This is a genomic window from Flavobacterium sp. (genome assembly GCF_027531705.1).
Lineage (GTDB): Bacteria > Bacteroidota > Bacteroidia > Flavobacteriales > Flavobacteriaceae > Flavobacterium.
Window position 1 is genome coordinate 15280 of record NZ_JAPZSP010000018.1, and the last position, 20325, is coordinate 35604.

16 protein-coding genes are annotated in these 20325 nt (G+C 32.0%); 4 read left to right on the forward strand and 12 right to left on the reverse strand.

Annotated features, from left to right (window positions below; translation table 11 throughout):
* Positions 1 to 136: 136 nt before the first annotated feature.
* The 5 genes from O9267_RS05830 to asnB (O9267_RS05850) all read right to left on the reverse strand — a co-directional run bounded on the left by O9267_RS05830 (position 137) and on the right by asnB (O9267_RS05850) (position 7015).
* The gene (locus tag O9267_RS05830; protein WP_298177088.1) at positions 137 to 991 is read right to left on the reverse strand and encodes a hypothetical protein; all 855 of its coding nucleotides are present in this window, start codon (positions 989 to 991) and stop codon (positions 137 to 139) included.
* A 105-nt stretch (positions 992 to 1096) separates the two neighbouring features.
* Entirely contained in the window at positions 1097 to 2029 is a 933-nt protein-coding gene (gene mdh / locus O9267_RS05835; protein WP_298177090.1) for a malate dehydrogenase, read from the reverse strand.
* A 55-nt stretch (positions 2030 to 2084) separates the two neighbouring features.
* Positions 2085 to 3107 carry a DUF6588 family protein gene (locus O9267_RS05840; protein ID WP_298177093.1) on the reverse strand — a complete coding sequence of 341 codons (1023 nt, stop codon included), beginning with the start codon at positions 3105 to 3107 and terminating at the stop codon, positions 2085 to 2087.
* Positions 3108 to 3158: 51 nt separating this feature from the next.
* Complete coding sequence (gene gyrB, locus O9267_RS05845) at positions 3159 to 5099, reverse strand: DNA topoisomerase (ATP-hydrolyzing) subunit B (protein ID WP_298177095.1); 1941 nt, start codon at positions 5097 to 5099, stop codon at positions 3159 to 3161.
* A gap of 299 nt (positions 5100 to 5398) precedes the next feature.
* Positions 5399 to 7015 (reverse strand): asparagine synthase B, encoded by a 1617-nt coding sequence (gene asnB, locus O9267_RS05850; protein WP_298177097.1) that lies wholly within the window; start codon positions 7013 to 7015, stop codon positions 5399 to 5401.
* 285 nt (positions 7016 to 7300) lie between these two features.
* Between asnB (O9267_RS05850) and asnB (O9267_RS05855) the strand changes: the two genes are divergently transcribed.
* On the forward strand, positions 7301 to 9163 hold the full coding sequence (asnB, locus tag O9267_RS05855; RefSeq protein WP_298177099.1) for an asparagine synthase (glutamine-hydrolyzing): 1863 nt from the start codon (positions 7301 to 7303) through the stop codon (positions 9161 to 9163).
* 6 nt (positions 9164 to 9169) lie between these two features.
* Here asnB (O9267_RS05855) and O9267_RS05860 read toward each other — a convergent pair whose 3' ends face one another.
* Entirely contained in the window at positions 9170 to 9619 is a 450-nt protein-coding gene (locus O9267_RS05860; protein ID WP_298177101.1) for a hypothetical protein, read from the reverse strand.
* A 191-nt stretch (positions 9620 to 9810) separates the two neighbouring features.
* Between O9267_RS05860 and O9267_RS05865 the strand changes: the two genes are divergently transcribed.
* Both O9267_RS05865 and O9267_RS05870 read left to right on the forward strand, forming a co-directional pair.
* Complete coding sequence (locus tag O9267_RS05865; RefSeq protein WP_298177103.1) at positions 9811 to 10305, forward strand: sigma-70 family RNA polymerase sigma factor; 495 nt, start codon at positions 9811 to 9813, stop codon at positions 10303 to 10305.
* 6 nt (positions 10306 to 10311) lie between these two features.
* Positions 10312 to 10932, forward strand: a complete 621-nt coding sequence (locus tag O9267_RS05870; RefSeq protein ID WP_298177105.1) for a hypothetical protein — start codon at positions 10312 to 10314, stop codon at positions 10930 to 10932.
* Between the two features lie 54 nt (positions 10933 to 10986).
* Here O9267_RS05870 and O9267_RS05875 read toward each other — a convergent pair whose 3' ends face one another.
* On the reverse strand, positions 10987 to 11994 hold the full coding sequence (locus tag O9267_RS05875; protein ID WP_298177107.1) for a beta-ketoacyl-ACP synthase III: 1008 nt from the start codon (positions 11992 to 11994) through the stop codon (positions 10987 to 10989).
* Positions 11995 to 12015: 21 nt separating this feature from the next.
* The gene (locus O9267_RS05880; RefSeq protein WP_298177110.1) at positions 12016 to 12960 is read right to left on the reverse strand and encodes an ABC transporter ATP-binding protein; all 945 of its coding nucleotides are present in this window, start codon (positions 12958 to 12960) and stop codon (positions 12016 to 12018) included.
* A 150-nt stretch (positions 12961 to 13110) separates the two neighbouring features.
* Between O9267_RS05880 and O9267_RS05885 the strand changes: the two genes are divergently transcribed.
* Positions 13111 to 16953 carry a hypothetical protein gene (locus O9267_RS05885; protein WP_298177113.1) on the forward strand — a complete coding sequence of 1281 codons (3843 nt, stop codon included), beginning with the start codon at positions 13111 to 13113 and terminating at the stop codon, positions 16951 to 16953.
* A gap of 34 nt (positions 16954 to 16987) precedes the next feature.
* Here O9267_RS05885 and O9267_RS05890 read toward each other — a convergent pair whose 3' ends face one another.
* The 4 genes from O9267_RS05890 to O9267_RS05905 form a co-directional block, all read right to left on the reverse strand.
* A complete protein-coding gene (locus O9267_RS05890) occupies positions 16988 to 18295 on the reverse strand; it encodes an AarF/UbiB family protein (RefSeq protein WP_298177115.1) in 1308 nt (435 codons plus the stop codon).
* 3 nt (positions 18296 to 18298) lie between these two features.
* Entirely contained in the window at positions 18299 to 18970 is a 672-nt protein-coding gene (locus O9267_RS05895; RefSeq protein WP_298177117.1) for a TetR family transcriptional regulator C-terminal domain-containing protein, read from the reverse strand.
* Positions 18971 to 19122: 152 nt separating this feature from the next.
* A complete protein-coding gene (locus O9267_RS05900) occupies positions 19123 to 19812 on the reverse strand; it encodes an OmpA family protein (RefSeq protein ID WP_298177119.1) in 690 nt (229 codons plus the stop codon).
* 18 nt (positions 19813 to 19830) lie between these two features.
* Positions 19831 to 20307 (reverse strand): lipocalin family protein, encoded by a 477-nt coding sequence (locus O9267_RS05905; RefSeq protein WP_298177121.1) that lies wholly within the window; start codon positions 20305 to 20307, stop codon positions 19831 to 19833.
* Positions 20308 to 20325: the final 18 nt, after the last annotated feature.

The window sequence follows — 20325 nt, forward strand, 5'->3', positions numbered from 1 at the left end:
AGATTAACCAATTTATTTAAGCATTAATATTAAAAAAAAGACTGTAATAATTACAGTCTCTCTTATTTTTTTCATAAACAATTAGTTTAAAACATTTTAGAAAGCAATTATATTGTTTAAAGCTATAACCTTTTCACTAATTTATAAGCTTTGTCAACAAATAATCATTTATTGTTTGAGTTGCAGTTGCAGGTATTGTTGCTGAAGCAAGTAAAGGATTTAAATGATATTCAACTTTAGTCCCAGATTTAACCATACCAAAATTTTTAGCATAGTATTGATCAGAAATCACAACGCTTTGAAAACCATCAACGTCAGAAAAAGCAGGATCTAAAGCATTTACAACCACAGGTCCAAATGGTGAGGAAACTTGAGTAGTAACTTTTACACTTAAAACTAGTTTTATTTTTTTTACATCAGTATAATTAACACTATTTGATGTAAAAGTTGCTAAACCACCATCTTCAATCGCTTTCAAAACATAATTAATTGTTAAAGGGTAACCTGGTATAGCTGTCGCATCAGTTATTGTTCCTGAAGTTACTCCAAATTCTTCTCCAGCAGTTGCATTTTCTTTAAATATAACAAAATCGGTAACTGAAAAAGCTACAGGCAAACTTGCTCCTACATTGACAGATACATCACCTGTTAATTTCATTAACTTCCCTTCTATACGCAAACCATTATTCCTTAATGCTCCACAAAAGAAACCTGTTGGAGCTGCCTTGGTCTTCATTCGTTTGTATGTTATGGCATTAATTATAGAGTCATTCCCTACATATAGCGAATCTCTTCCAATAGTTGTTGCTGTAGATGAAATATTTTCAGTTTTATACGTCCAATAATTATTTGCTTTTTCTGGAAAATAATTTGTTACAACAGAATTATCGATTGGAGTTTCATAAACCGGAACAATATTATCGTCAAGATCGTCTCCGCATGAAGAAAAAATTACTAGTAAAGATGCTAAAAAAAGATTTAAATATTTCATGATTTACTGATTAGATTTAGCGAAGATAGAAAACTTTTTGAAACTTCATAAAATAAAAAAACGGTAACCAAAAATGATTACCGTTTTTAATAACTATAAATTTCTTTATAAAACAGATTTTAAATCAGCGTTCATATTGCGAACAGCATCTGCACTCTTAGCAAATTTTTCTTTTTCGCTATCGTTTAATTTGATATCCAAAATTTGTTCAACACCGTTTTTACCAATAATACATGGAACACCGATACAAATATCAGACTGCCCATATTCACCTTCTAATAGAACAGAACATGCTATCATTTTCTTTTGATCATTCAATATACTATCAACTAAATAAGCAACTGATGCACCAGGCGCATACCAAGCAGAAGTTCCTAATAATCCAGTAAGTGTTGCTCCACCAACCATTGTATCGGCTGCTACTTTTTCTAAAGCTTCTTGAGACAAAAATTCAGAAACTGGAATACCATTGTAAGACGCTAATCTTGTTAATGGAATCATTGTTGTGTCTCCGTGACCACCAATAACCATTGCAGAAACGTCATTAGCTGGTTTGTCTAATGCTTTAGATAAATAATATTTAAAACGTGAACTATCTAGAGCTCCACCCATTCCAATAATTCTATTTTTTGGAAGTCCTGTTGCTTTTAAAGTAAGATAAGTCATTGTATCCATAGGATTAGAAACAACAACTATAATTGTATTAGGAGAAAATTTTAAAACATTATCTGCAACTGTTTTTACAATTCCCGCATTTATTCCGATAAGTTCTTCACGTGTCATTCCAGGTTTTCTTGGAATTCCAGAAGTGATAACAACTACATCACTATTGGCAGTTTTTGAATAATCGTTGGTAACTCCAGTTATTTGTGTATTAAAACCTGTATTTGTAGCACATTGCATCAAATCCATTGCTTTACCTTCGGCATAACCTTCTTTAATGTCTAATAATACTACTTCGCTAGCAATTCCTCTATAAGAAATTACATCTGCGCAAGAAGCTCCTACGTTTCCAGCGCCTACAATTGTAACTTTCATTTTGTTTTTATTTAATATTTATATTTATGTGTATGTTTCAATTTTAAATCAAAAATCAATTTATTTTATAATGTACAGAAAAATTGGTATTTAAGAATCTATTGAATGCAATTGCAGATTGAAAATATACCTTATTCCATTTGTACATAGCAGCGACTTCAAATATACTATTTATTTTAGTTTTATTTATTGCTTTTAATCTTTCGTTAAAAAAATCTTGCGGTCCTATACCATCAATTTTCAAAGATTGTTCAGCTGTTCCTTTATCACCAGAAAATGTATATTTAAAATCACTAATATTTACCATTGATCCAAGCATAAATTCAAAATTTTTGTATTCCTTAGAAACATTGGTTTGAAACTGCCATGAGTTTATATTTCCATTAATTCTATTTATACCAAGGCTTCCAAAATCGGTTTGAATATCAAGAAAATTAAAACTTATATTTTCTATAGAATTAGTTAATGTTATGGCAAGATTTATTTTTCTGGACTGAAGAGATTTGATATATTGACTCAAACTATGCTTGATTCCAAAACCATACACTTGGTATTCACCTTTTTTAATTTTAGTTTTTGGGGCGAATTTTCCAATAATCTCAGTTCCATAACCTATTGACAAAGAACCTGAAAGATGCGGATAAAATATTCTATCTTCGTCAATTCCTTCGGGAGTTTCAATTGGATAATTTGGATTTATGATTCCATAACTATCAACAATATTAATTTGCTGACCATTACCTAAAGCAGTTGGAATTGTTGCAGAAGTAGCGTCTTGTATTTTTAAAAAAGTGAAATCACTATTACTCAGCACGAATTCTCTATCTCTATTTGGCACAAAAAAAACATTAGAATGCAATCCTAAAGTTGTGTTCCAGCTTTCATTAACTTTTGCAGAACTAACCCAACCACTTGAAGATTGATAGACTGCAGCATCTGTTGCAGGAGAAATAAATTTATCTGCATAAAAAATGGCATCATTAAAAAAATCATCTAAATGCTCAAAAACAGCTGGATCAAAAGATTGAGAATAGCTAATATTGAATACAAATAAAAAAGATACTATTGTTTTTTTCATTAACAATAAAAAAAAATTGGCTTACAAAACTGCAAGCCAATATATTAAAAATTAAGCGTCGATGTTTGCATAAACTGCATTCTTCTCGATAAACTCTCTACGTGGAGGTACTTCGTCACCCATAAGCATTGAGAAAACTCTATCTGCTTCTGATAAACTATCAATAGTAACTTGTCGAAGTGTTCTAAAATTAGGATCCATTGTAGTTTCCCATAATTGCTCAGCATTCATCTCTCCAAGACCTTTATAACGTTGAATAGCGGCACTTCCACCCATTTTCTCGTTAGCTTGATCACGTTGAATATCTGTCCAAGCATATTCTTTTTTATTTCCTTTTTTAACTAAATATAAAGGTGGCGCAGCAATATATACGTGTCCGCCTTCTATTAATTCTCTCATAAATCGGAAGAAGAATGTTAGGATTAATGTAGCAATGTGACTACCATCGACATCGGCATCACACATGATAATAACTTTATGGTAGCGTAATTTTTCTAAATTTAAAGCTTTACTATCTTCAGCAGTTCCGATTGTTACACCTAATGCGGTGAATATATTTCGGATTTCTTCGTTTTCAAAAACTTTGTGGTGCATTGCTTTTTCAACATTCAAAATCTTACCACGTAATGGCATGATGGCTTGAAAGTTTCTGTCACGACCTTGTTTTGCTGTTCCACCAGCCGAATCTCCCTCGACTAGGTACACTTCGCATTTGGCTGGATCTTGTTCAGAGCAATCTGATAATTTTCCTGGCAATCCGCCACCGCCCATAACGGTTTTACGCTGTACCATTTCACGTGCTTTTTTGGCAGCATGACGTGCTTGAGCAGCAAGAATTACTTTTTGAACAATAATCTTAGCATCATTTGGATTTTCTTCCAAATAATTTTCAATCATTTCAGAAACAGCTTGACTTACTGGAGAAACAACTTCTCTGTTTCCAAGTTTAGTTTTAGTTTGACCTTCAAATTGTGGTTCTGCAACTTTTACAGAAATAATTGCTGTTAAACCTTCACGGAAATCATCTCCTGCAATTTCGAACTTCAATTTGTCCAACATTCCAGAAGCATCTGCATATTTCTTTAACGAACGAGTTAATCCAGTTCTAAAACCTTGCAAATGCGTTCCACCTTCGTGTGTATTAATATTATTTACGTAAGAAAAAATATTTTCGCTATAACTTGTATTATAAATAAGAGCAACCTCAACTGGAATTTCACCTTTTTCATTATCCATGCTAATTACATGCGAAATGATAGGCTCACGGTTACCATCTAAGTAACGGATATATTCTTTAAGACCTTCATCTGAATGAAAAACTTCTTGCAAAAATTCACCCTTTTCATCTACTTGACGTTTGTCTGTAAAAGTAATCGTAATCCCTTTGTTAAGAAAAGACAATTCACGCATACGAGCCGATAGTGTTTCAAAAGAAAATTCGGTTGTTTGTGTAAAAATAATATCATCTGGATAAAACGTTTGCATTGTACCACGTTTGGTAGTTTCGCCAACTTGTTTTACAGGGTATAAAGACTTACCTCTTTCGTATTCTTGTTCGTAGATTTTACCGTCTCTAAAAACGGTAGATTTCATATGTTTAGAAAGCGCGTTAACTACAGATACCCCAACACCGTGAAGTCCTCCAGAAACTTTATAGGAATCTTTATCAAACTTTCCTCCAGCTCCAATTTTGGTCATTACAACTTCAAGTGCAGATACACCTTCTTTTTTGTGCATGTCAACTGGAATACCACGACCGTTATCTTCAACAGTTACAGAACCGTCTTCATTTATTGCAACACCAATTGTGTCACAATGTCCACCCATTGCCTCATCGATAGAGTTATCGACAACTTCATATACTAAATGGTGTAAACCTCTTACTCCAACATCTCCAATATACATGGAAGGTCGCATTCTTACGTGCTCCATTCCTTCTAACGCCTGAATACTATCTGCTGAATAATTATTCTTCTTAATCTCGTCGCTCATATGAATTTATTCTATAAAAATATATTTATTGTATAACACGCAAATATATAAAATAGAGAATGATTTTAAAGCGATTTTAGACGTTTTAAAGATATAAGTTATTAACATTTATCTTTGAAAACTATTTTGTGTTTTATTTTCAAAAAAAGCAAACAAAAAACATTGTTTCAAACATACTTTGTGAAATTAAATTTGAATTGAAATTCAAGAAGATAGGAAGAAAATAGTTTTTATACAAAAAAAACGCCCACCGAAGCAAGCGTTTTAATCACAAACAATCTATAAAACAAACTAAAATATTAAACACTAATTGTGGCTTTTGCAATTTCTATATCAGCTTGAACGTGAGCAGCATTTGCTCTACCACTTGGATCTTGGTTTTCTTGCCATTTTGGAATCCACTTACGAACTGTTTGAGCAGCGCTTACTTGTGGATAATATTTATGAAAAATGGTTCTGTAATAATAAGCTTCTTTAGTTGCAGGTGTGTTATAAGGAAACAATTCGGCTGCTGAATCCATTTGCTCATCGGTAACTTGCGAAGAACAGAAATCTATTAAAGTATCAATCCAACTATACCCTACTCCATCTGAAAATTGCTCTTTTTGACGCCATAAAACCTCAGTTGGCAAATAAGGATCTTCTGGTGTGTCGAATGCTTTTCTTAAAATATATTTTTCTACTCCACCATACGTTTTTGGCTGTTTTTCTTCACCTTTGATAAGCATTGCAGCATCTAAAAAAGCTTTGTCTAAAAATGGAACACGAGCTTCTAAACCATGAGCCATCGTTGACTTATCAGCACGAAGTAAATCGGCAGTGAACAATTTTTGAACTCTTTCAATAGTTTCTTTTTGGAAATCAATAGTCGATGGAGCATTTCTGAAGTACAAATAACCTCCGAAAATTTCGTCTGCTCCTTCACCAGAAAGCACCACTTTTACACCTAAATCTGTAATCGCTTTTGATAAGAAATACATTGGCGTACTTGCTCTTACAGAAGTAACATCATATGTTTCTAGATGCCAAATTAATTTATCTAAAATAGCAATTCCTTGTTCTATCGTAAAATGAACTTCGTGGTGTTTTGTTCCTAAAAACTCGGCAACCTTTCTTGCGGCTTTTGCATCTGGTGCATCGGCATCTAATCCTATAGAGAATGAGTGTAATTCTTTTCCTTTTTCTTTTAATAATCTAGCAGCGATAGAAGATGTTAAGGATGAATCTAATCCGCCAGAAAGTAAAACACCAATCGGCACATCACTCATTAAACGTTTGCGAGTCGCTTCGGTTAGTTTTTCTCTAATCAAAGACAAATCGAGTTCTTTATCTGCTTTTGTGAAATCTTCGTATTCAGGTTTGTAATATTTAACGAAACCTGTTGAAGGTGTATAATAATGTCCTGGAGGAAATGTTGAAAAGGTTTTGCATTGATCAGCAATAGGTTTCATTTCGGAAGCAAAATACATTCTGCCTCTTTCATCCATACCATAATATAAAGGTTTAACACCAAGTGGATCACGACCTGCAATATAATCGTCACCATCGATTACTACAAAAGCGAAATCGCCATCAAGAATATCTACAAAATCATATCCAAATTTTTCATACAAATGAACAATAACTTCAGAATCTGATTTGGTACGGAAAGTATGGTCTTTTAGAATTCCTTGACGAAGTTCTTGATGGTTGTATATTTCACCGTTGTGAATCATCCAAGCAGTTGATGAACCTTGAATAGGTTGTTTACCAGAATGCAAATCGATGATCGATAAACGTTCGTGACTTAAAATATGCCCGTTCTCAGTTATATGTGTATCACTTTCATCTGGACCTCGATGCGACATCCTTTTTGAAAGTTGTTTTACTACTTCTTCGTCTTTTCCTTTTCCTATGATTGCTAAAATACCGCACATGATCTTTTCGTTTTATTTATTTGATGAAGCAAAATTGAAGTATTACATCTATAATTAAAACTAAAAACAACTATTTGATTACATTTTAAAACAATAAAACCATTTATAACTTATAAATGAAACTAAAATAATAAAAAAAAAGCATTCAAAGAATAATTTGAAATTAAGCGAGTTTCAACAATTAACTGTATTATTTATTTATTAAAGTAATTCTATCAGATAAAAAAATAATACATTTGCTGGATAGTATCTACTTATCAAATAATTTAGACATCAACAAGCATTATGTGTGGTATCTCTGGCTTTAGTGTAAAAAACTTCAATGAAAATCAGAAGAAGTTTTTAATTGAAAATTTTAAAAAGTTACAAGTTCATAGAGGTCCAGATTTTAATGACGAGTGGAATGATGAACAAAATTACTTTTTTCACCATAGACTAGCCCTTATTGACGAATCGGCTAACGGGAATCAACCCTTTTATAATGAAGATTATGTTTTATGTTACAATGGTGAAATTTATAATTTTTTACAATTAAAACAATCTTTACCAAATGTTGAATTTGTTTCTAAATCTGATACCGAAGTTTTGTTTTATTACCTAATTAATTTTGGTATTGAGAAAACTCTTCAAGACATAAAAGGAATGTTTGCTTTCTCATTCTACTCTAAGAAAAAAAGAGAGATTATATTAGCAAGAGATAGATATGGTATAAAACCATTATACTTTGTAAATAATCAAACAATTTTTGCTTTTGCCTCTGAAGTAAGAACTTTAGCTAAGGCATTACAACTAAAACCAGATTCATATAAAACTATAATGTCATTAAATAGTACTGCTGAAGGTAGTACAACGTATACTCTATTTAATGATATTGAAAATATAAATCCAGGAACTTACGTTAAAATATCTGAAAACTTTACTGTAACTAAACATCAGTATTATAGATTATCTGATGATGTTGACGAAAAGATTTTTAATGAATTAAGCAGAAAATCAAAAAATCAAATTCTTTCTGATTTTGAAGATTTGGTAAGCAGCTCTGTAAAAGAAATGCTAGTAAGTGATTCACCAATGGGATCATTTGTAAGTGGAGGAATTGACTCGTCTATAATTACAGCTATAGCCAAAAAGTTTTCTCCTAATCTAAGTCTTTTCACTGCTGATATCATTGGTAAACACTCTGAATATGAAGATGCAAAATTGTTGGCAACCTATTTAAATTTAAATTTAAAAAAAGTCAATTTTGACCAATCAGATTTTCTGAAATATTGGATTCAAGCAACCGAACATAATGCAGCTCCAATAGTATATTTTACAAATGCATTACCTATTTCAAGGGTAGCCAATTTAGCAAGAGAAAATAATATAAAAGCAATTCTATCGGGTGAAGGTTCTGATGAAATCTTTTTAGGCTATTCAAAATTAATGGCTCAACGATATAAATCAAAATTATTGTTACCCGAAAAAATTGTAAAAAGTATTTACAAGCTATATCCAGCTTTAAACAATTACTTATTTCCTTCAGAATATTCAAATTTAGATAGTTTTAACATTAGACTTGCAAATGGTTTTAAAAGTGAAATGCTCTATGCTGATGGGAAAGAACTATTTAGTCATACTCCAAAATCTCAACAAAAATATTACATCGATTCATATGAAATGATGCAAAAACATTTGCATGCATTATTATATAGAAATGACAGAATGGGCATGATATCATCAATAGAAGTGAGATTCCCTTTTTTGCATGAAGATGTTATTAAGTTTGCAATAAATCTTCCTTTAGAATATAAAACAAGATGGACAACTAAACTTCACAACAAGAAACATCCCTTTATTACAGATAAATGGATTGTTAGAGAAATTTCAAAAAAATATTTGCCACATGATTTGGTTTCGAAAAAGAAAAATGGCTTGCCAATTGATGGCTTAAACAATCTTAAATTTAAAAAGGATTTTTTTAAAAATGGCTATATTGCTGAAAATTTGAAACTTGACGATACGGCATTAAATTATTTGATTGAAAATGAAAACCCATATTTCATTGGCAAATTAGCATCAGTAGAATTATTTGGTATGAATTATCATTACGATGTTTCCAATGAGGAAATGCAAACCAAAATAAATAACTTCTGTTCGTATAAATAATACAAACTATTGAACCTCTAAAATAGTATAATTTGTTCCATTAACTTGAAAAGAAAAGCCTGAACTATTTCCGAGTAACTGAATTCCGAGTGGAGATTGAGGCGAGATTCCGAAAACGGATTTATTATCTACAGTTATTTTGGGCAAAGCGGTTGCTACATAAACCGTCAGATTATTGGTAACCACCAAACTTCCTAGTGCTACTTTTGTATGAAATTGAGTTGGATCAATTTTATCGAGAATGGATTTTTGGTCGAGATATTCCTGAATTTTATGGTTGAGTTTTTCTTGTTCAAGATGCATCATGGATAAAGCTGTTTCGTGTTTGTCGCCAGCTGAACCTTTTGCATCGTTCTTAGAATCTTCGGTTAAGGCAGCAATCATATCTTTGAAAATATCGATTTTGTCTTGAACCATTGTTGCGTATTGGTTATGAATTTGTTGTTTTGAAATCATAGTGTTTACTGATGCGTTAGGGATTGCAATGAAAATCCTTTTTATTTTTTCTTTAAAAATGAAAAGATTGTAATGGAAAGCCCGACCGTAGGGAACGCCAAAAAAATTAGTATTATTATATTTTTATGCAAATTACCACAATTTTTTATGTAATTTGTAACATAAACCAACTTTTGGTTACTAATCATAACATGAGCGCCAATTTAGAACAATCTTTTGTACAGCAACTGCGTGAGAATCAGAATATAATTCACAAGATTTGTAAGTTATATACTTCTGATGCTGACTCGCATAAAGATTTGTTTCAGGAAATTACGATTCAGTTATGGAAAGCATTTCCGAAGTTTAGAGGTGAAGCCAAATTTTCTACTTGGTCTTATCGAGTTGCCTTAAATACAGCTATTACTTTATACAGAAAAAGCACTCGAAGCATTCAGACAACTTCTTCAGAAAAGTTTAATTTTTTTATAAGTCAGGAAGAATACAATACTGAGGAAGAAGAACAATTAAAATTGATGTACAAAGCGGTTCATCAGCTAAATGATATTGAAAAAGCATTGGTTTTCATGTATTTAGAAGATAAAGATTATACCGAAATAGCCACTACTTTGGGAATTTCTGAAGTAAATGCACGTGTAAAAATGAATAGAATAAAAGGAAAATTAAAAAAAATATTAAATCCGTAGAGAAAAATGGAAGAGTTGGATTTACTAAAAAAAGATTGGAAAAAGAGTGAGAATTCTTTTGAACAATTGTCGGAAAAAGACATTTACAACATGATTCACCAAAAGTCATCATCGGTTGTAAAATGGATATTGATTATAAGTTTGATTGAATTATCAATTGGGATTTTATTGAATTTTTTGTCTCTTGACATTGATTTTTTTAATAAAATTGATGCTAATGGTTTTTCAGGTTATTTAGAAGCTTTGACAATTGTAAATTATGCTGTTATATTGTTTTTTGTTTATAAATTTTTCAAAAATTATAAAACCATTTCATCTACAGATTCTACAAAAAAATTGATGGATGATATTATTTCAACAAGAAAAACAGTTCAATACTATATTTGGTACAACTTAATTATGATTGCTGTTTCGGCTTTATTTGGTTCGTATGTTGCTTTATCGATTACAGAAAAAACAAAACATATAGCATTAGACTCATCGTTCATGGTTATCTTTTGCTTTGCATGTATATTGATTGTTGGAGTTTTGGTATTTTTATTTTGGTTGCTTTATAGATTACTATATGGTAGATTACTGAAAAAACTATTTAACAATTACAACGAACTGAAAAAAATAGATTTATAAAAAAAGGCTTCCTGAAATTTGGAAGCCTTTTTTAGTTTATCTTTAAATTGAAAATTACCATTTTATAATAGCACTAGCCCAAGTAAAACCACTACCAAAAGCTGCTAGAACAACAGTATCACCAGATTTGATTTTGCCTTGTTCCCAAGCATCAGTTAAAGCAATTGGAATTGAAGCAGCTGTTGTATTTCCGTATTTTTGAATGTTGTTAAAAACTTGATCATCTGTCAAACCAAATTTCTTTTGAATAAACTGCGAAATTCTCAAATTGGCTTGATGCGGAATCAACATATCAATATCAGAAACTTGCAAATTATTGGCTTGTAAACCTTCGTTAATGACTTCGCTAAAACGAACAACTGCATTTTTGAACACAAATTGCCCATTCATGTGTGGAAAATAACTTTCGTCGTCAGGATTGTTTTCTGCAAGAATGTCGGTTACCCAACGTCCGCCCATTCCTGGAGCTAAAACAGCTAATTCTTTGGCATGTTCACCTTCAGAATGCAAATGTGTTGAAAGAACTCCTTTGGTCAAATCCTCTTCTCTTGTTAAAACGGCTGCTCCTGCTCCATCACCAAAAATTACTGAAACGCTACGACCTCTATCGGTCATGTCTAGACCTAACGATTGCACTTCAGAACCAACAATTAAAATGTTTTTATACATTCCAGTTTTGATGTATTGATCTGCAATTGAAAGCGCATATACAAATCCAGAACATTGGTTTCTAATGTCAAGTGCACCAATAGTTCTCATTCCGAGTTGTTGTTGTAAAGCTACACCTGGACCAGGAAAATAATAGTCGGGCGAAATAGTTGCAAAAACTATAAAATCAATATCATTGCTAGTCAAACCTGAACGTTCAATGGCAATTTTGGCAGCTTTAACACCCATTGAAGTTGTAGTATCTTGCCCTTTTATAATATGACGACGTTCCTGAATTCCAGTTCGTTCCTGAATCCACTCGTCGTTGGTATCCATTATTTTTGATAAATCGTCGTTGGTAACTATATTTTCTGGCACATAAAACCCTAGTCCAGCTATTTTTGAATTGTACATAAATTTATATTTTAAATAAAATTAGTGATTTTGATTTAGTATATCATCAATTACTTCTAAAAAAATTATTGTGTTTTTTTCAATTTCGCAATTTGAATTAAAAAAAAATGTGGAATTATCTGATTTTGATTCAATTAAAAAATGACTTCCTCTATAATATGAATTTTGAATTTTTACTTTCAAATTTGATTTTTGAACCATTTGAAATTGATTTGGATAGACAAATTTTGTTTTACCATCTATTGAAATTTCATTAACATCTCCAAAAAGTGAGGCTGTGTATTTAGATTTAGGATTGTTGTAAATAGAATTTGGATTACCTTTTTCTATAATTTCTCCATTTTTCATTACTAAAACCTCATCGGCAAAAGACAATACGTCAGTACTATCATGAGTTGCAATTAGCGTTGTAATTTCTTTTTCTTTCAGGTAAGAAAACAATTTTCTTCGCAAACTATTTTTTCTAAAATTGTCAATATGACTGAAAGGTTCGTCAAGCAATAAAACTTCAGGTTCTAGTGCTAAAACTCTAGCAATTGCAACTCTTTGCATTTGTCCACCGCTAAGATTTTTAGCTTTAACTGAAGCATATTCGGTCATTTCTACAACATCCAAAAGTTCATCAATTCTAGCTTTTTTGATTTCAGGATAAATATTAGAAAGATACTTTCCAACGTTTTCAGCAACAGTTATGTAGGGCATTAAATCAAAATCTTGTGCTAAATATTTCATAAAATCCATTCCAGGAATCAGGTTGAATTTAGGCCCAAGAACTTCTATTTTATTCCAAAAAATTTTCCCTTCATCTAAATCATACAACCCATAAATTAGTTTGAGCAATGTACTTTTCCCACAACCACTTTCACCAATAATAGCGATAGTATTTGCTTTTGAAAGTAAAAAATTCACATTCTTAATAGCAATGTTTTTATTATAAGAAAAGGAAATATTGTTGACTTGAAGCATGTTTTGACTTAAAAAAAGAAGCTTTCAAAGATACAAAAGCTATTTTGAATTAACTATTTTGTTATTTGACTATTAAAAAATAGTTGTTTAACTGATTTTTATATTGATAAAAATACTAATTTTGTTAGATAACCGATAATTTATTCAATCATGAGAACCAACTACTTACTAACAACTTTACTAGTATTCTTTTTTCAGTTGTCAATTGCTCAAGTAGGAATTGGAACAACATTGCCTGATCCTTCATCTGAACTTGATGTATCATCTCCGCTTAATGATAAAGGTGTTTTAATACCAAGGATGACACAAGCTCAACGAAATCTTATTGCTACACCAGCAACAAGTTTATTGATTTATCAAACAGATAATACACCAGGATTTTATTATTACAATGGTACAGTTTGGGTCGGTATAACCGCCGGTGCATCTACAGATTGGACTTTATTGGGAAATGCTGGAACTGCACCAGCTACAAACTTTTTTGGAACAACCGACAATAATGATATTGTTTTCAGACGAAATAATATTCGTGCAGGGTTTATTGGAAACCCTAATACATCAACAGGAAACCGAAATACTTCGTTTGGGGCAAATACATTATTAACTCCATCTGCCACTGGAATTAGAAATGTAGCTATTGGTACAAATGTATTAACAACAAGTTCAACTGGTAATCTGAATGTAGCAATTGGAGAATCAAGTATGTTTTCAAATACTACAGGTAATAACAATACTGCTGTTGGAGCTGGCTCACTATTTTCTAGTCTATTAGGAGTAGCAAATACTGCAATAGGAAGGCAAGCCCTAACTGCATTGAATGGCATTTCTGGATCACAAGGCTCAAACAATACTGCTGTTGGTTATGAAGCGATAAGAAATAGCCAAACTGGTCAACAAAATACTGCAGTTGGTAGAGAAGCTTTACGAAATAATTTAGTTGGAGACAGTAATGTTGCTATTGGTTATCAATCTGGTAAGGATAATACAGGTTCAAAAAATATAACAATTGGTTCAGGTTCCGAAGTTCCTGTCTTAGCCAACAGCGACCAATTATCTATTGGAAATGTTATTTATGGAACCACAATGACCTCAACTGCTGCTGGTAAAATCGGGATTGGTGAGAGTAATCCAAATGCAAAATTGCAAATAACATCTTCAAGTCAAGCTTCTCCTGCAATAACTGATGGTGTTATAATTCCAAAAGTTGATAATTTAGCAGCCACACCAACAGCAGCTCAAGAAGGAATGCTTGTATATTTAAACGCTATTTCGGGAACAAATCAACCTGGCTTTTACTACTGGGACAATGATATTCCTAGTTGGGTTGGTCTAAACTCAACTGTAAATGGTGACCATGATTGGTACAAAGTAGGAACAACAACTGCACCAACTGCAATAACAGATGATATGTTTCATACAGGAAAAGTAGCAATTGGAAAAATTACAGCTAGCTCTACTTTAGATGTTGAAACAGTTGATGATTATGAAGGTATAAAAAACTCAACAAATAAAATTGGTGGCAGTGCTTTTATAGATGCTATTGGTATAAACAATACGATTGATGCTCAATTCAGCAGAAGATTAGGTATACAAAATAATCTAAACGGTTCTGTTGGAAATACAAGTAATAAAATAGGTGTTCAAAATAATATTAGCAATGACGGAAATGAAAAAATAGGCGTTCAAAATAATATTACTACTAGTGTAACATCAACAACAACTACACACAAAGGAGTATTTAATTCGATAATAAATAGTAACAACACATCAGGAGCCTCTGTCTATGGTGTAGAAAATTTTATTAATAATAATAGTATTAATGGTCCTTCTTTTGGTTCTTACAATGCTGTTACCTCTGGAGCTACAGCTGGTACTGGTGGAAATTATGGTGTGTTTAATACAATAAGTGGTTATAAACTTGGTGGCAAATTTGGAGTACAGAATACTGTCACATCAGACGTTGAAGATAGTTTATACGGAGTTTATAATTTGATTACATCATCAGCTACAGATGGGAATCCATTAACAAATGGAAATACAACAGGGGTAGAAAACTCAATAACATTAAATAATGATGCAATTACTAGTGGAAATTATAACTATATAAATGGGACTGGTCATGGAAATGTTAATGGTGTATTTTCTTCAATTGCAAACTCAGGTAATGGTGACCATATTGGAATACTAAGCATACTAAATGGTAGTGGAACAGGAAAAAAATATGGGACTTCAACAACAATAAACACAACTGCAGGAGGAACTCATTATGGAGTCTATTCAGAAGTTTTAAAAGCTGGAGCAACAAATTTTGCAGGTTACTTTTTAGGGAATGTTGGTATTGGGACAACAAATTTAAATACATATACTTTACCAGCTTCAAGAGCAACATCTGCAGGGCAAATCATGCAGAGTAATGCAACTGGTGTTGTAACTTGGCAAACACCAGCAGCTGCATTAAACAGTTCGGTTTGGCTAACATCAGGTAATACATCAGTTGCGGCAGATTTTTTAGGAACGAATAATGCATTTCCATTAAGATTTGTAACATCTGGAACTGAAAGAATGAGGATTGTTCCGACGGGTGAAGTAGTAATTGGCAGTACAACAATTGTGACAGGAGATCGATTTAGCTCCTACACTACAGGTTCTCAAATATCAGTTCATGGTTATTCAACTCTAACTGGTAGAGGTGTGCAAGGAGAAAATACTGGAACAGGAATAGCCGTTTATGGAATTAATTCTGGAACTGGTAGAGGTGTTGAAGGTGATAGTGCTGGTGTTGGTATTGGTGTTATTGGATTTAACACTGGAGCTGGTGTCGGTGTACAAGGTCAAAATTCTTCAACTGGCGTTGGTGTATTTGGTTCAAGCACAGGAACTGGTGCTGGTGTGCAAGGTCAAAATAATACTTCTGGTGGAACAGCAATAGCTGGTATTAACAATGCTCCTTCTGGAACAGGATCAGGTAATGGTATATTTGGACGAACTTCACAAAGAGATGGAATTGGCGTTTATGGATATAATAGTAATACAACAGGTGGAACCTCATTTGGATATGGCTTCGGTGTCAGTAGAGTTTCGGTGTTTGGCGATGGTTTAGATGCTGGAAGTTACTCGTTTGGAATACTAGGTGATGGTGGAACTTCAACAAGATCTGGTGGTGTGTTTGGTGATAATTATGGTTTTTCTAGAGGTGCATTGGGTTATTTTAACTCAGGTAGTGTTGATTATGCAGTTTATGGATTTGGGTTAGCCTATCAAACTGGTGCTGCTGGTGGTCGTCCAGGTAGTGCTATTGTTGCTGACCAACCAAATAATATGGTTGGACTTGGTATTTATGGTGGAGTTATGGGTGGATGGGTTCGCGGTATGAACTACGGTTTTCATGCAAAAGGAAAAGAATACGGGATGTATGTGGATGGAAACACTATAACCAATAAGCCAGTAGTGCAACTTATAGAAAATGGTAAAGAAAAAAGATCTGTTTCGTATTCAACAACATCAATGAGTGTTGATGTATATACAAGAGGAACAAGTGCTTTAGTAAATGGAACAACTTATATCAGCTTAAAAGAAGATTTTAGTTCTATTACATCAAAAGAAATTCCTCTAAACATAACTGTAACTCCTACTGGTGCATCTAAAGGTGTTTATGTAACGGATATTTCTAATGAAGGTTTTAGAATAGTAGAAAATGGTGATGGAAGATCAAATGTTTCTGTAAATTGGGTTGCTTATGGAACTAGAATTGGTTACGAAAACCCTGAAGAAATAGTATCTGAAGAAATCCTGTCTTCAAAATTTGATGAAAACATGGATGCAGTTATGTACAATGATAATAATACTGACGGACAACAAAAGGGAATTTGGTTTGATGGAAATAAAGTTCAAACAGGTAGAACTCCTGATTCTTTTCAACAAGCAAAATTGGCAAAAGGTCAAAACAAAAAAAGACCTTCTATTGAAGTGGTAAAACCTCAAGAACAAAAATAAACAAAAAAAGCGGCGAAAATTTCACCGCTTTTTTTTATAAATACTTCTCAAAACTTTTAGTATCAACTCGAGCTTTCAACTCATGTAATAAATTATATAACCCAAAGAAAGTCCTGTTTATGTATAAAAAATGTTTAGAACCTCTATTGCCATTCATTTTTCGTAGTTGGGTATCTTTGGCAAATTCTTCTCCCATTGTGGCAATAGCACCAAAGAAATCTTCATCAGAAAAATCGAAAAAATCTCCGTGAAATGGTTTGGTAAATAAACTCAATAAATCATGAAATAATTTAGTAAAATAAACTATTTCTTCTTTTGAATCATCATGACGCAAGATTTCCAATTCATATAATTTTTCATTGAAAACTTTTGGATTGTCAATTACTTTTGGATCAGCTAATTCAAAATAAGGAACATAAAATTCCTCAGGAACTTGCTTGATACATCCAAAATCAATTGCTACCAAGTTTGAATCTTTATCAATCAAAAAATTACCTGGATGCGGATCGGCGTGTACTTGTTTTAAATAATGCATTTGATACATATAAAAATCCCAAAGTGCTTGCCCTATTTTATCACCTTTTATTCTATCAGTATTATGCGCAGCAAATTCTGAAAGATGTTCTCCATCAATCCATTCCATTGTTAAAATCTTTTCAGATGATAATGCTGGATAATAATTTGGAAATCTTAAATTTTCAATCATTTTGCATTTATCTGAAACTTCTAGGCTTTGCTTTAATTCTAGGTTGTAATCAGTTTCTTCAAGCAATTTATTTTCTACTTCAATAAAATATTTTTCTGAATCTTTTCCTTTCAAATTAAACATTCTAGTAGCAAAAGGTTTTACCAAAGCCAAATCAGAACTTATACTATCGGCAACTCCTGGATATTGAATTTTTACAGCCAATGTTTTACCATCTTTAGTAGCTTTGTGAACTTGACCAATACTAGCAGCATTAATTGCATCTGGCGTGAAAGTATCGAACATATCTTCTGGAAAATTTCCTAAATATTTTTTGAAAGTCTTTCTAACCAAAGGTGCCGATAATGGTGGAACAGAAAATTGCGACAACGAAAACTTATCTACATATTGTTGTGGCATGATGCTTTTGTCCATACTCAACATTTGGGCAACTTTCAATGCGCTACCTTTCATGTTTTTGAGTCCATCATAAATGTCTTCAGCGTTATTTTCGTTCAGTTTATCTTTGGTCAATGATGGATTTACCATTTTCTCACCATAATAAGCAACATAGTTTCCTCCTACTTTGAAACCTGTTTTTACTAATTGACTAGCACGCTCTATTTTACCAGTTGGAATTTTATCTAATGTTTTCATTAATTAGTTCATTTTTTCTTTCCATAGAAATTTACCCAAATCAAATAGACTTTCTAGTGGTTTGGTATTTAGTAAATCAACAACTGTATTGACTGATTTCTCAATTAATACATCTGTTTTTTCAAATGATTTAGAAGTATCATCCATCCAAAATTTTAGTAAAAACAAAAACTGAATCCATGCACCTTCAGCAAAAACAGGTTTTGTAATTTTAGAAACTTTTTCTTTGATTTCAGAAGATTCTGTATCAATAATGGTTTCAACAAAATCTTTCATGTGGCTTCGAATTCCTTTTAAACTTTTAAGATTTTTCAATCCTTCTTTATTTTCTTTCAAAGCAAAAAGAACATAACTTCTATTTAGAGTAAGTATTTCAAATAAAGTGAAATACATTGTCAATAGCTTATTTTTATCAGAATAAGTTTCAAACTCTTTTTCTTTTTGAATAGCAACTAGTGTGTTTTCAAAAAACTTAACCCAAATTTCTTGTCTTAAAGCATCTAACGAACCGAAAAAAGCATAAAACTCAGTTTCATCAATTTTATTTTCTTTACAAAAAACGAATACATTTTTAGGTTCTTCATTTTTTTCTAAAACCTGATTCATATATTTTTCAATTATAAAATCATCATTGATAACTTTCTTTTTAGAAGTTGTCTTTTTAGTAGCTTCCATAATATTTATTTTTTTGTAAAATTAATAATTGTTGGAGAATCAATGCTTTGAACTAAACAAAATATTTTGTTAAATGTTGTTCAAAAAAAATGAAACAAAAAAAAGCGTCCAACTTAATGAACGCTTTTTCAAAATTATATTTTTTCCAGAAATTAGTTTCCTTCTTTTTTAGCATCTTCAATCATTTTTTCATTTGCAGTAATAGCAAACTCAACTCTACGATTTTGTGCTTTTCCTTCAGTAGTTTCGTTTGAAGCAATAGGATCAGAAATTCCCATACCTTTTGAAGTAAAACGAGAAACATTTAATCCTTTTGAAGACAAATAAGTTTTTACAGAAGCCGCTCTTTGCTCAGATAATTTTTGGTTGTATTCAACAGCACCTGTGCTATCAGTATAACCGTAAATAATAATATCTGTATCTGCATAACTTTGAAAAACTGGAACCAATTTATCCAAATTAGCTTTAGCAGCAGCAGTTAAAGTTGATTTGTTAGTATCAAAACGAACAGCATTTTCACCCAAAACCAATCTAATTCCTTCTCCGATTCTTTCTACTTGTGCACCAGGCAGAGCCGTTTCAATTTCACGAGCTTGTTTATCCATTTTATTTCCAATAACGCCACCTGCAACACCACCAACTACACCACCAAGAACAGCACCCATTTCGGTATTCATTCCTTTTACATTATTTCCAATTACACCACCCAAAACGGCTCCAGCGATAGCACCAATAGCTGCACCTCGTTGTGTTTTATTAGTGTTTTTTACTGATTCACAACTAGTAAAAACTGTGCTCACAGCAAGTATTATAATTAGAGCAATTACTATTATCTTTTTCATATTTTCTTTATTTTAAAATTATTTTTTTTCAAATTGATAAACAACATTTACCATTTTTCCACCAACATTAATTCCGTCAAGCAATTGGAAAGACGTTTCTGTTTGATTAGCTACAGTAAGAATATATCCTTGAGTAACTTTTTTAGCTTTCAAACCTTCATCTAAAAATTTCATTACAAATCTTCCTTCTTTATTAATATACCAAGTAATATCAGTTGAATAAGCAGCACAACCAGCACTATTTAAAGCCATAGAACCTTTGTTATTGTTAGAAATAAATTTCCAAGTACTTCCAACAAAACATTTTGAATCTGCAAGTTCAAATGAAGTTACTTTGATATAATCAGAACCAGGATATGTAACTGACGAAATAGTCCAATCACCTTTTATTACTCTTTCAGATTTATTGTCAACTTTTGTACTTGTAACCTGTTGTTTTGGTTTACATCCTACTACAAAAACTGAAAATGCAATTAATAAAATAATTTTTTTCATGTTTAAAAATTTTAATGT